Here is a 12,776-nt window from a genome sequence, read left to right as displayed (position 1 = left end):
CCTCCGTTAGTTTTGATCCAACGGTTGAGCATAGCGGGTTCCTCGTCTTCTGATAGATGGAAAGTGAATCTTACGCTTTTACCGTTAAGGCTTGATCGTTGCAGAGCGCCTCCCGGTTTGCTGCGCTCAAAGTAGTCATTGGGTACGCTCCAATTTGTATTCGCTGCGCTGCAAGAGAGAGTTTTGGATATTCCGTCTTTTTCAATCCTTGCGATGCTAAGTTGAAAAAACCAAGTGCATAGGCCTCTAAACTCAGGGTTTTCACTCCAAGGTTGCGCCGAGTTAACATGAGAGGAGTCTCCGGCCACAGATATTCCTCCGACATCCCCTCCGATGTCCAGTGAAGATGCCCCATAGCGCCCGTCAATGGCAACGTCTACTCGCGTCAACTCCATTTTGCATCCGGATATGCGATAGCTGAGCGGGATATCGAACCGGGCGGTTTGCTCTACATTTTTTACACCGATTTCATCTGTTTTTTGATGCTGTCTTGTTACATATCCACCCAAGCCCGCTGAGTATGTTCTGCAGTCCTGTCCAGTTTGTGGCGAGTATTGTGATTTTGATGTGAGCCAAAAGTTGGCGGGTATAGTCGCTATCAGGGTGAAAGAGTCGGCTCCATAATAGCCTGTCGCACTATTTAGATTGTTGCATCCGCCAATTAAGGAAAGCGCCAGGAGCAATGCTGGATTTTTCGCAAATACAAGCTGGAAATTACACTTTTGATGCTTCATAAGGCACGCCGATAAGTTAGGTGAAAAAGGACGCCTAGATCAAATTGTTTATCAGCGTCGCTAAAGTCGCTGTAAAAAATGCATTACCCTTAATAACCTAATTTATCAGGGAAAAACGAGAGCGGCGGGTGGGTGGCCTTCCACGTTTTTGTGAGTTCTTTTGCTTTTTCTAGTTGCTCTTTTGACAGGCTTTTTTCTATGTCAGGCAATATGTCGTTGACATCTCGTATTACGTTGCCTCCGCCATTAAGCTCCAGCAGATTTGAAAGTAAAGCATATGACTTTATTGGGTCGAATCCGAAACCGTACTTGGAGTTTTCTTCACCTATGTAAGAAGCATATCCAAATACGCCTTCTACATAGCTTGAGTCAGCTGCTTTTTCGTTCCAGAATCTGAACGAGGCTAAATCATTTTTTTCGATCATGATTGCGGCTAACCCCATCATTGCGAGTGGGTAACCATTTTCAGCAGACGCCTTCATCCATCGTTCGATAGCTTGGTTGCGCCTTGAGGGTAGTAAGAATGAACCATTCCCTTCTTGGTACGTCGTCGCCAGACGGAACTGAGCAAATGCGAAGCCGTTCTCTGCGGATTTCTCCAGCCATTCCTCGTTGCCCGTCATTTCATACAGCAGGTACATCGACTCGCTATCTCCCTGCTTTGCTCGCTCAACTGCAAGGCTCTTAGCTTTAACTACCCAGCTACTGGCAGAGTTTTCACCTGGAGGACAGTTATTCATGGTCGTACACAAATCTTCTCCAATCCTTCCAAGGCGAATCATGGCGTAGATGTTCCCCTTTTTTGCGGAGCTTTCGTATGCTTTTTTAGCCTCCGGAGTCATGTGACGGTTGTTTTTTCTTAGCGCTTCACCGAGATAATAAAGTGCTTCATCATCACAGCCTTCGGCTGCTATTTGTAATGGTTCAATTGCGGAGATGGCTTTGTGTTGATTGTATAGTTCAATGCCCTTGATCTTTGCCTGAGATTGTTCGTTCGTAAGCGCATTTGACTGGGCTGATACTAGGCTTAAAAATGTTAACGCAGTGGCCAGCAGCTTCATTGAAGTCTTTGCCTAGTCATGGGGAGTCTCTCATCGTGGGCAAGGGCGATAATTCATCGCGATGAAATTTCGGGTGCGGACCACCTAAAAATATACTCAATTACTCAGCTTGTCGGGGAAGAAAGACAGCGGTGGGTGATTGGTTTTCCATTGTTCAGCGACCGCTCTTGAGCTTTCTATTTGTTCAACTGTCATTTTGCTTGCAATTTCTTCAAGTGTGTCGTGGACGAAGTCTTGAATAGCGCCCCCACCATCCAGCTCTTTCAGCAGGCTAATCAGTGCATAACCTTTAACAAGGTCCAGTGGGTAGCCAACTTGGTCAGGCGCATGTGCGATAAAAGAGCCATAACTGCTAATTGCCTTTTGATCCCCCGTTTCAGCTGCTGCCTGAAGCCAATGGCGGACACCCTCAAGATCGCCCTTTTTATAGAGAATCTCAATGTAGTCCATCATTGCTTTGGGATTGCCTCCTTCAGAGGCAGCTTTCAACCAGTTACTAATGGCCTCATCACGTTTTCCAGGTACTAGAAAAAAACCCTCACCTTGTCGATCACCGACGGCCATCCAATATTGAGCGAGCGCATAACCTGCGTCTGCAGATTTTTCTAACCAAGTACGATCAAAAGTTATTTCATACATTAAGTATAGGGACTCAGGGTTGCCCGTCCCTACGTCCTTCATCGCTTGATGTTTTGCTTGATTCAACCATTCGGAGCTTGATCTCTTGCTGGCGGGGCAATTATCCATTTTTTTACAAAGATCATCATTTTGACGACCTAATTGAATCATTGCGTATATGGATCCATTGTTAGCGGCTGTTTCATACCAGAAGTGCGCTTCGGGCGTCATATATCGATTGCGCTTTCGAAGAGCTTCACCTAAGTAATATTGTGAATCTACATCTCCGGCTTCGGCTTCTTTCTTTAATTGCGGAATGGCATGGTCGATTTTTAGTTGGTTGTAAAGAACAATTCCACGAGTTTGTTTTGTGCCTACCTGATTTTGCAACATGGAGGCATGCGTTTCCGCAACCAAAGTCGGAGAGCAAATGAAGGTCAGGATAAGCAGGGCGCGAAATGCCTGGAGGATAGTCATTTTTTTGCTGTACCATTAGTAATTTTTTAAAAGCGGTGTTGCGCCGCTGCTGGAGTAATTTGGGAGGGGGATAAAGTTTTTTTGGCAATAATCTGAAAGGTTTGCGCCAAGCAGTTTTACATGGTTTTTGTAGCGGCTCCGCGCGCTGTTGCTTTGTTTGTCCAGCAAGTTCTGAGCGCCTTCTGCCATAAAGCTATCTAGAGCAAATCTATTCTTACAGTAATCCTGTTCAGAGTTGGTAGATTTGATACCGAACTCATTCATCGACATACACGCCAGTTCAAATTGGTTTTGTGCTTTGTCAATACTGTTGTTTTTTTGTGCGTTTTTTACGATCCAACCTAGAATCTGTTCAATCGCCTTCTGCTGGAGTGCATGAGCCTCCGATTGTGAATATGTCCGTTTAGCACCTTCACTGTTGATAGAGAAGAGTTCAGGGGGACTGATTAGCGTCCTAAGCAGAGGACCTAGTGCGCTAGGGATTGCGTTTACAAACCAATCCTCTAGTTCATTCTGGTTACCGTATTCCACAATCGCATGAGCTATAGGACCGCCTTTACCGCTACGAGTCAAAGCCTCATAAAGACCCATCACAACATCCCAACGCATCATGTACGCCATTGCCACATTCAATCCAGCAGCGCCCAAAGCGTTAAGCGCTGAAGCATACTCACTCGCTTCAGGATCCATCCACTCAACTTTACGGCCTTTGGTTTTATGCAGCTCTTTGCGATACAGGTTAATCAGGTCAACCACCGCCTCATAACCTACTTCAAATTTAAAACTACCGTTAGCGCCCGGGCCAAGCACTACCGTTGCCTTCAGATTAAGAATGAACCGCCCTTTATCCAGGGAGACCTGAGCGTTCCCTTGGAATCCGGCGCCTAATGCAACGCCTACGGACCCGCTCAATTTCGCGAGTGTCAGCCATGGGTTAGCGGTTTTTGCATCTTTTGCGCTGTCCATTCCCATTGATGGGGCCGTGCGTAATGCGACGAGTTCTTTCGGCGGCGCCCAGTTCAGTGCCCCAGTGAGCTCAATAGCAGCTTGCAAACCACCGAAGACGTTGAAGCTTGCCTTGGCGCCATTTTCGATTTGAACATTGGCGAGGCGACCGGTCGACATTTGGCCAGTGCTCAGGGTACCCGCAGCGGTGGGAGCCTTTGATTGAAGTTGAAGATCGGGAGTAGGGCTATCGTCGCCGGTGTCGGCTTTCGCTTTATTGGCTGCGTCATGATCGGAGCGTTCTTGCTTGGCCGAGGCATCTTCACGCTGCGCGCGTTTGACAGGGCTAAGTGAGGCACCGTATTTGACGTTACCGAAGATGGGGCTCAGTTCGACGCTGCCAGCAAGTAGCAGCGAGGCTCCAGCATAGCCCCACGCCTTCACGCCAAAGTGGAAGGAGAATCGCCCAAAATTCATTTTTTGGGGGTTACCGTCCAACAAGTAGTCGAGCGTGATTTCTGGTGCGCTTGCCTGGGAGGGCATATCCACTTTCATCAACTGCACTTCGCCCCTGGCCAAGTCCAGACTTAACCCCACTGCCGCCGAAACCTGCCAGCCTTCGGCAGCGGAGATTTTCGGGCCTTCGAGTTTGACATCCCCGTGAATGCTTGGTTGAGGAGGTGTCAGGCAGCGGACGAATTGGGCTTGTGGACTATTGTCGAAAAGCCTGACCTTGCCGCGAACGCTGTTTTTGAAAACAAGTTGCTGGAGATGCTCGCCCCAATTGGTTAGCGCGGCATCATCCTCCAAATCCTCGACTTCATAGCCCTGTTTTTTGATATAGGCGTAGAAATCCTTAGCGATAAACCAGCCTTTTTTATCGAAGCAGTCGCCGACCTGATCGCTAAATTTAACCGCGCCCTGAGCCAACAGCCATTGGCGGAATGAACTGAGTTCACTGTTTTTATCAGATCCTTCAGTGGCATTTGCGGGGGGACTCTTAAATGCCTTTGTTACAGAACCAGGGACTTTTTTGAAGTCCTCCGCCATTATATTTTTGGCGTCTTTGAGGTTCGACATACTGAACCACCCCAAGGGAGTGCCCTTGGCATCCGAAAGACTGACTTCGCGCAGAGGAAAGCCCGGTTTAACCATACGATCTACTGGCTTGGGCTGGAATGCTTCCGGTTCCCAAATCAAATAACGGCCAGGTTTTGCTGCGTTGACATTGTTCTGGGCAGTTCTCTGGAGGTCATCCTTGATTTTCTGCAGCCGATCCCATTCTGCACGCTCCGCATCCACCAAGCCTGCGGGTGCCTGCGCATTCTGGCCGGTCGCCTCGATCCAGCGTTTGTACTTCTCCTGAAGCCGCGTGGTAACTTCTGACTGTTTTTTCTCTGTATCGAGGTACAGTTTGAATTGCTCGATGCCTGATGCAAGTCCGTCGTTTATCAGGGCGAATTCAGGAAGCGCGATTCCATAATCTGACGCTTTCATTATGGATTCTGTGTATGCATGGTAATCAAGCGCGTCGGCGTTTTTGTGAAGCGTGTAAGCGTATCCAACAAGGTCGGCTGTACAATCATTCATTCCGCTGCACAGATTGTCATAACTTTTTTTCTGCTCGGCCAAAGCCTTGGCTACCTCTTCAGCCGATACCGGCTTGAAGTCTTTGCTGTTCAGAAATTTGGTGCGTGCCTCAAGGTACGCCTGAACACGCATGCGGGCCTCGATTGCTTCCTTGGAATACAACGACCCACTTTCGTAGGTATAGCCCTCCAGTTTTGCAGCCGCTATAGCGTCTTTTTTAAGGGCCTTGAACTCAGCCCGACGGTTGTGAAAATCGACATACTGCTGTCGAACGCTCTCGCGAGCGTCATTGTCGGCTGTCATCTGGTCCATACGGGATCGAGCAGTGTCCTCCTGTGGAAAGGAGGCCGGAGCAGGCGCCACGCTTTTCAGACCGGCTTCATCTTGTCTTTGCTTAGCCGTAGCGGGGTCAATATCGATTTCATCCCCTAACGCTTCAAGCTCCTCCATACGCGTACGCTGCACGCCTGTGAGGAAGTTGCTCAACTTTGGCTCAAGGAAGGACTCAAGCAATCCAGACTCCTGCAGCCCATTCAAGCGTTCATCACGAGGCTTGTTCGGCGCGATCATCTTCTCCAATGCGAACATCGATTCTTTGATGGAAGACACGGCGCGCTCAGGAAGCAGCCAGAACTCTTGTTCTTCGGTAGCATATATCGCGCTGGCAAACTTTTTCGAGCAGGGAGGCGCGTGGGGTTTGAATGTTTTTGAGCTCTGATCTGGAGTGTCTTTGACAGGCTCCAGTTCAACCACATCCTCCGCAGAGCACTGAGTAGCGGCCTCAGGGGCCGCCTGCGCAGGCGGTTGAACTGCGGCGGGTGCCTGAGAGGCAGGCGCACTGGGCGATTGTGCGGCTTTCGGAACGCTTAGGTTCCACCCAACTTTGACATTGTCCGGATTGGTGATGAAGGGGTTCATCTGGCGAAGTTGCGCCACAGTAGTGTTGTAGCGCGTAGCGATCTTGCCCAGAGTTTCGCCGGGCATCACAGCGTGATTTGTAATTTCCATGGTGATTCCGTTCTGTTGTCGCGTCGCCTTAATTTTGGGCGACGGCGGCTGATTCCAGGAGCCGATCTACTTTGATAAACGACTCGTCCTTTGATTGCAGGATCGCCATGATCCCAGGCTGGGTCTCGAACAGCGGACCGTTCACGACATGGCCAAGCTTGAGCAGGTGATCGCCGTCATAAATGTTGTTCTGGAGCAGCATGTCGAGGTTGTCCGCCATGTCATTCAAGCGGTCATCGTCTGGCTTATTGAATGCTGCGTATTCCTCATCAATCCAGTACACCCAGCCCAGGCGCGCTTGTACTTTCGCGGCCGCCTCAGGCAGATTGAACGCCGCTCCATCACCTGACCATGTCGATTCGCCGCTGGTCTTCCAGGTCAGCCATCGCCCACGCTCTTGACCGAAATGAATCGGCGCCGGGCTGTAGACCGCATTCCAGCAGCCCAGTAACTGGTCGAATGCTTTATCGGCGGTGTAGGCCAGCGCAGCCCACAAACTCGGCTTGTGGAAGCTCAGCAGACTTTGGCCACCCGAGCCGTCATTCGCTCTAAGCAGCCAGCGTGCATGAGCCAGAGCTTTTTCAGGATCCCGGCTTGAGATTGCAATTCCCGAAAAGCGTTCCTCACAAAGGTCGACAGCGACCTTTGCCACTTTGCCGCCCTTTGGGGCCACCAGCCACAATGGTTCGTCAGGAATCTCGGCGAGGTCTGTCCCGACAAACAGACCTTGGGCGACAACGGGTTCGCCTAATTGATAAAGACGACCCAAAGCGTCTGGCTGAAGTCCTTGGTCGATGATGAAACACATCGATTCGCTGGTAGCGGGCAAGTCTGAAAAATTAAAGCGAGGCTCGGCGAGGAGGGCGCTCAGCGCTTTTACATGCATGTGCAATCCTTACGGCTACAAGCGCCGTTACTCTGTTTTCCGCACAACGGGGTGATGCCTGACTCATTAAGACGGGCAGGGAGCGGTGCTTTCCCCGCCTTATCCGCATCCACAACCTTCATCGGCCCCGGCAACAACGGCGCCGCAGGCGTGCCCACCCCAGGCGAACCCCCGGTATTAACCTTCACCTCAGCGCCGCTGATCGTCACCCCACCCGCATCAACCTTGACGAAGCTGCCACCTGCCTTGGCGGTGAGTTCCATGGCGCCTTCGACCACGACTCGCTGGCCGGCGTAGTAATGGATTTCGTTGCCGGCCTCCACAAACTGCCCAGTCCCAACCTGCACATGCTGCGTCACACCGACCGTCAGGTGATCATCCGCGCGCATTTCGCTAATCCGGTCCAGATGGGTAATCCGGTGCTCTTCAACCTTGAATTCGCTCAACACATTAGCTTCAACGGTGTCATGCCGTTCGTTGCCGACGCGGATTTTCTGGTCGTGTTCGATGTTTTCGTCCCAGTCGCGCTGGGCGTGGATGTAGATCTGTTCGGCGCCTTTCTTGTCTTCGATGCGGAATTCGTTGTAGCCCTTGCCGCCCGGTGAACTCAGGGTTTTGAAGGTGCTGCGGGTCTTGTTGGCGGGCAGGTCGTAGGGGACGACGTTTTCCTTGTGGTACAGGCAGCCGGTGACGAGGGGCTGGTCGGGGTCGCCTTCGAGGAAGGTGACGAGCACTTCCATGCCGATGCGCGGGATGGCGAGGCCGCCGTAGGCGCTGCCTGCCCAGCCGCTGGCGACGCGCATCCAGCAGGTGGTTTTGTCGTCGGACTGGCCGTCGCGGTCCCAGTGGAATTGCACTTTGATGCGGCCGTACTGGTCGCAGTGGATTTCTTCACCGGGCGGGCCGGTGACGACGGCGGTCTGGCTGCCGAGGACTTTCGGTTTCGGGTGTTCGAGGGCAGGGCGGTAGTGTGCGTCCCACGGGGTGGCGAGGAAGCTGTTGCGGTAGCCCTGGTGGAAATCGCTTTTGTTGTCGGTGACGTCGCTGGTGACGTTTTCGCCGAGCACTTGCGGTTGTTTGCCTTCGTGGAAGACTTCCAGCAGCAGCCACAGGTCGTTCCACTCGGCGCGCGGGTGTTCGGCGAGCGTGAGGAAATGGCCGCTGGTGAGGGTCGGTTCGTCACCTTTGCCTTCGGCGAGTTTGTAGTCGCTGCGATGGCGCTCCAGGGCGCGGGTCGAGAGGAACTTGCCGCGCTCGCGAGTCGTGAAGCGGCCGGGGTAATCGTAGTCTTCCAGATCCGGGGCGAATTCGGATTTGACCGCGCCTTCCGGCAGCAACTTGGGTTTTTCGAAATCGTAGTCGCGGCGGCTGACGCGGGTAGTGCGAGTTTCCAGGCGCAGGTTGAAGCGCTTGATCACCGGTTTCTCGGCCGCCATGCCGGAGTCCTGCTGGTAGCTGACCGGTTTCAGTTTGCGGAATACGGTCTGGTCGTCGCCGAACACCAGTTTGTGGCCGCTGCTGCTGTGCTGGAAGTGGAAGTGAATGCCTTCCTCTTCGCACAGACGCTGGATGAAATGCAGGTCGGACTCGTCGTATTGCACGCAATACTCGCGTTCCGGATACTCGGCGCCGAGCTGGAAGCTGTAGGCGTCAGAGAGAATGCCGCGATCTTCCAGCACCTGAGCGATGATTTTCGGCACCGTCAGCTGCTGGAAGATCTGCTGATCATGGTTGTGCTGCAGATAGGCCAATTGTGGCATCAGGCTGATGCTGTAGCGGGTCAGGGTCTTGCCGGAGTCGCCCTGCTCGATGCGATAGACCTGGCCGTGAATCTTGCCTTCGCCAGTGGCGCCGAACGTCAGGCAGGCGCGCTTGTGCAGCAGCTCTTCGAGCTTCAGATCGGGGCGGGCGCTGACCAGTTCGAGGTCGAAACGGAACGGTTCGTTGAGGGCTTCGCGACCGGTGAAGCTGAGGACTTGCAGGTCGGCGTTGGCGTCTTCGATCGAGAGGGTGATGTGGGTTGCGTTGGCGTCCAGCATGCCTTGAATTCCGTCCGTTGAATAAGCAGGTGATGGATGTTGCAGGATTAGACGGCCTCATTCAAGGCGCAAATGGCGTAGGCGTGAGGCCTCAGTGCCATAGGGAAAACCCTTAGGAGGGCGGTTTCGGCCAGTGAAGCCGGGCAGTGAATGGATTTTTAGTGTCTGATCGGGCGCCATCGCGAGCAGGCTCACTCCTGCATTGGATGGGTGGCGGGCATGATTACCGCGTCCACCGAAGATCTCTTGTAGGAGTGAGCCTGCTCGCGATGAGGCGTTCGGATCATCCTACAACCAATGCCAGAACCGGCTCCAGAACCCGCGATTGAGGTCTTCCTTGCACCCGGCATATTGCTGCGCGTACAGATCCGAGCGGTTCTGCACCTTGCGTGCGGTCGGCAGTAGCCACGCTTTACTCGCGTAGGTCTTGTTGCGAAAGCCGCCCCAGCCTTCGTGGTAGTTCAGGTACTGGTTGTAGGCGTCGTATTTGTACACACCGTTGATCGAGGTGGTCTTGTCCATGTACCAGCCGACGAAGTCGATGGCGTCGTCGAAATCTTCGCGATCGGCCCAGTTGCGACCGGTGCTTTTCTGGTAGTCGGCCCAGACTTCGTCCTTGGCTTGCGCGTAGCCGGACGCGGTCGAGACGCGGCCCCAAGGAATCACCCAGAGCAGGTATTTGCGAGGCGTCTTGGCGTCGTAGCGATAGCCGGACTCTTGGTACATGATCGCGAAGGGCACCTGGATCGGCACGCCCCAGCGTTTCTGGGTGACTTGCGCGGCGTCGTACCAGTCGCTTTTCTCGCGGAAGATTGCGCAGATGTCTTCCGGCGAGCGGGGCGGCGAGGTGCCGCAACCGCTCAGCAGGGTGGCCAGGGTCAGGAGGGCGAAGATGTGCCTGCGATTCAAAAGCTGTTTTCCGTCGTGCGCAAAAAGGCCGACAGTCTACGCGCTCAGCTCAATTGATGACGATAGGGCAGATCCGGACCGGTTTTGCTACACGTCAGCGCGGCGGCTTGCACGGCGAACCTGAGCATGCCGTCAATTTGCTCGCGACTGAGCTGCTGCACGCCTGCGACCGAGTCCAGCGAGTGCTCGGTCAGCCAAGTGATCAGCGCTGCCTGGAAGGTATCACCGGCGCCGACGGTATCGGCAATCGTTACCGGGTTGGCCGGCACCGACCATGAGCCGTGGGCGCGACTGAACACGGTCGCGCCGTCGCCGCCGCGCGTCAGGAAGACGATCTGGCAGCGATGTTCGAGCCAGCCTTCAATCACCTGCTGCGGATCCTGCTCGGGATAAAGCAGGCTCAGGTCTTCGTCGCTGACTTTGATCAGATCGGCCAGCCGCACCAGCGTGGCGATGCGCTCGCGCCATAGATCGATGTTCGGCTCGGGATTGAGGCGCACATTGGGATCGAGGCTGATCAGGCGATTGCCGCTTTCGCGCTGAACCAGTCTCAGCAGCGTGTCGCCAATCGGCTGCACCACCAGCGAAAACGAGCCAATGTGCAGGCCGCAAACCTCGTCGCTGAGTGTCGGCAGATGCGCCTCGCTCAACTGCCGGTCGGCACAACCCTCGCCACGGAAGCTGTAATGCGGCGAACCGTTGGCGCCCACGGCGACCATTGCCAGCGTGGTCGGCGCGGCGAAATCCACCAGATAGTCCGGGCGCACGCCTTCGTCCTGCAGCACTTGCTGCAGTCGGCGGCCGAGGTAGTCAGTGGACAGGCCGCCGAACAACGCCGAGTCCACGCCCAAACGCCGCAAACCGACGGCAACGTTGAACGGCGAGCCGCCGGCAATCGCTTTGAAATTGACTTTGGAGGCCAGACCGCTGGCATCGTTTTCGCTGAAGAAATCAAACAGGGCTTCGCCACACACCAGGTACATAGTTGTTTGCTCGTTATAGGGTTGCGACATGCTGTTGATAGCGTTCGTAGGCCTGCTGGAACGCCGCGACATTGGCGGCAATCGGCAGGGTTTCACTGCGCGCGTCGAGTTTCACGCAGCGTTCGCACAGAGCGGCCAGGGAGACATCGTCACCGTTCAAACGCAACGCGCACCACGCTGCCTGAATCGCTGCGCCCAGTGCGGCGGCTTCGCTTTGTTCGGTGCAGATCACCGGGGCGTTCATGATGTCGGCGACGATCTGCCGCCACACTGCGCTCTTCGAGCCGCCGCCGATCAGGCAGATGCGCAGGCTTTGTAAACCATTCTGACGGAGCAAATCCAGCCCGTAGCGCAAACCGAAGGTGGTGCCTTCGACGGCGGCGCGGCACAGATTGGCCTGGGTCAGATTGTCCATGGTCAGCCCGTGCAGGCTGCCGGTCGCGTGGGGCAGGGCGGGGACGCGTTCGCCGTTGAGAAACGGCAGCATGCTCACGCCTTCGGCGCCGATCGGCGACTGCGCGACCAATTCATTGAAGGTCTGCAGATCGAGCTTGAACAATTCACGAATCGCGCCGGTGGCGTTGGTCAGATTCATGGTGCAGATCAGCGGCAGCCAGCCACCACTGGACGAGCAGAACGTGGCCACCGAGGCATCGGCGCTGACCTTCGGCGCGTCGGAGAAGGCGTAGACCGTGCCGGACGAACCGAGGCTCATGGTGATCGCGCCGGGCTGGATATTGCCGGTGCCGATGGCGCCCATCATGTTGTCGCCACCGCCGCTCGAGACCACGGCGTTGGGGTTGATGCCGAGTTGCTCGGCAATCGCTGGCAGGAGGGTGCCCACGGCGGCGTGCGCGTCGATCAGCTCCGGCAGCGCGGTTTGCAAACGGCCGCTGGCGTCGATGTCGCGCAGGATCTGCAAATCCCACTGACGCGTGCGTACGTTGAAATAACCGGTGCCGGAAGCGTCGCCGTATTCGCTGCAGGCGCGGCCGGTAAGCCAGTAGTTGAGGTAGTCGTGGGGCAACAGAATGCGCGCGATACGTGAGAAAACTTCCGGATGCTGCTCTTTGGTCCAGAGCAGTTTCGACACCGTGTAACCCGGTGCAATGACCACGCCGAGGCGTTCCAGCGAACCTTGCTCGCCGCCCAGTTGCGCGAGCAAGCGGTCGTTTTCCGGCGTGGTTTCGGTATCGCACCAGAGCTTGGCCGGGCGCAGCACTGCGCCTTGCTCGTCGAGCAGGACCAGACCGTGTTGCTGCCCGGAGACGCCGACGCCGAGAATCGCCTGACCGTCGACATTGGCCGCCTGCAAGGCCTGGCGAGTGGCACTGACGAAAGCGTCGAGCCACTGCTGGACGTCTTGTTCGCGGCGGCCATTGGCGCCGCTGATCATCGTATGGGGCGCCGCGCCCAGACCGAGCACCTGACCGCTGTCGGCATCGAGGATGATCGCTTTGGTGCCTTGGGTGCCGCAGTCGATACCCAGGAAGAGCTTTGTTGTTGTCATGTATGGGCCTGTCAGA

General features: G+C 54.9%; 8 protein-coding genes. All 8 read right to left on the bottom strand.

Annotated elements, in window-relative coordinates; translation table 11 throughout:
• Positions 1-823: 823 nt before the first annotated feature.
• The 8 genes from LIS66_RS14435 to xylB all read right to left on the bottom strand — a co-directional run bounded on the left by LIS66_RS14435 (position 824) and on the right by xylB (position 12,760).
• Positions 824-1,795 carry a tetratricopeptide repeat protein gene (locus tag LIS66_RS14435; protein ID WP_227972425.1) on the bottom strand — a complete coding sequence of 324 codons (972 nt, stop codon included), beginning with the start codon at positions 1,793-1,795 and terminating at the stop codon, positions 824-826.
• A 96-nt stretch (positions 1,796-1,891) separates the two neighbouring features.
• Positions 1,892-2,890, bottom strand: coding sequence for a tetratricopeptide repeat protein (locus LIS66_RS14430; protein ID WP_227972424.1), 999 nt, complete (start codon positions 2,888-2,890; stop codon positions 1,892-1,894).
• Between the two features lie 15 nt (positions 2,891-2,905).
• Positions 2,906-6,433: a LysM peptidoglycan-binding domain-containing protein gene (locus LIS66_RS14425; RefSeq protein WP_227972423.1), complete on the bottom strand. Its 3,528-nt coding sequence runs from the start codon at positions 6,431-6,433 to the stop codon at positions 2,906-2,908.
• 28 nt (positions 6,434-6,461) lie between these two features.
• A complete protein-coding gene (locus LIS66_RS14420) occupies positions 6,462-7,319 on the bottom strand; it encodes a DUF4123 domain-containing protein (RefSeq protein ID WP_227972422.1) in 858 nt (285 codons plus the stop codon).
• The gene (locus LIS66_RS14415) at positions 7,310-9,358 is read right to left on the bottom strand and encodes a type VI secretion system tip protein VgrG (RefSeq protein ID WP_227972421.1); all 2,049 of its coding nucleotides are present in this window, start codon (positions 9,356-9,358) and stop codon (positions 7,310-7,312) included. Before LIS66_RS14415 ends, LIS66_RS14420 begins: the two co-directional genes overlap by 10 nt.
• 288 nt (positions 9,359-9,646) lie before the next feature.
• Positions 9,647-10,267, bottom strand: coding sequence for a lipoprotein (locus LIS66_RS14410; protein ID WP_042606888.1), 621 nt, complete (start codon positions 10,265-10,267; stop codon positions 9,647-9,649).
• 44 nt (positions 10,268-10,311) lie between these two features.
• Positions 10,312-11,250: a carbohydrate kinase family protein gene (locus LIS66_RS14405; RefSeq protein ID WP_227972420.1), complete on the bottom strand. Its 939-nt coding sequence runs from the start codon at positions 11,248-11,250 to the stop codon at positions 10,312-10,314.
• Between the two features lie 13 nt (positions 11,251-11,263).
• Complete coding sequence (gene xylB, locus LIS66_RS14400) at positions 11,264-12,760, bottom strand: xylulokinase (RefSeq protein WP_227972419.1); 1,497 nt, start codon at positions 12,758-12,760, stop codon at positions 11,264-11,266.
• Positions 12,761-12,776 lie beyond the last annotated feature (16 nt).

It is taken from the genome of Pseudomonas sp. HN2 (genome assembly GCF_020736465.1).
Taxonomy (GTDB): Bacteria; Pseudomonadota; Gammaproteobacteria; order Pseudomonadales; family Pseudomonadaceae; genus Aquipseudomonas; species Aquipseudomonas moraviensis_A.
Note: the sequence above shows the minus strand (reverse complement) of the source record. Positions and strands in the feature narration are given on the sequence as shown.

Coding starts and splice junctions, on each gene's coding strand:
- LIS66_RS14420 (WP_227972422.1), bottom strand. CDS start 7,319: ATGCATGTAAAAGCGCTGAGCGCCCTCCTCGCCGAGCCTCGCTTTAAT.
- xylB (WP_227972419.1), bottom strand. CDS start 12,760: ATGACAACAACAAAGCTCTTCCTGGGTATCGACTGCGGCACCCAAGGC.
- LIS66_RS14415 (WP_227972421.1), bottom strand. CDS start 9,358: ATGCTGGACGCCAACGCAACCCACATCACCCTCTCGATCGAAGACGCC.
- LIS66_RS14425 (WP_227972423.1), bottom strand. CDS start 6,433: ATGGAAATTACAAATCACGCTGTGATGCCCGGCGAAACTCTGGGCAAG.
- LIS66_RS14435 (WP_227972425.1), bottom strand. CDS start 1,795: ATGAAGCTGCTGGCCACTGCGTTAACATTTTTAAGCCTAGTATCAGCC.
- LIS66_RS14405 (WP_227972420.1), bottom strand. CDS start 11,250: ATGTACCTGGTGTGTGGCGAAGCCCTGTTTGATTTCTTCAGCGAAAAC.
- LIS66_RS14430 (WP_227972424.1), bottom strand. CDS start 2,890: ATGACTATCCTCCAGGCATTTCGCGCCCTGCTTATCCTGACCTTCATT.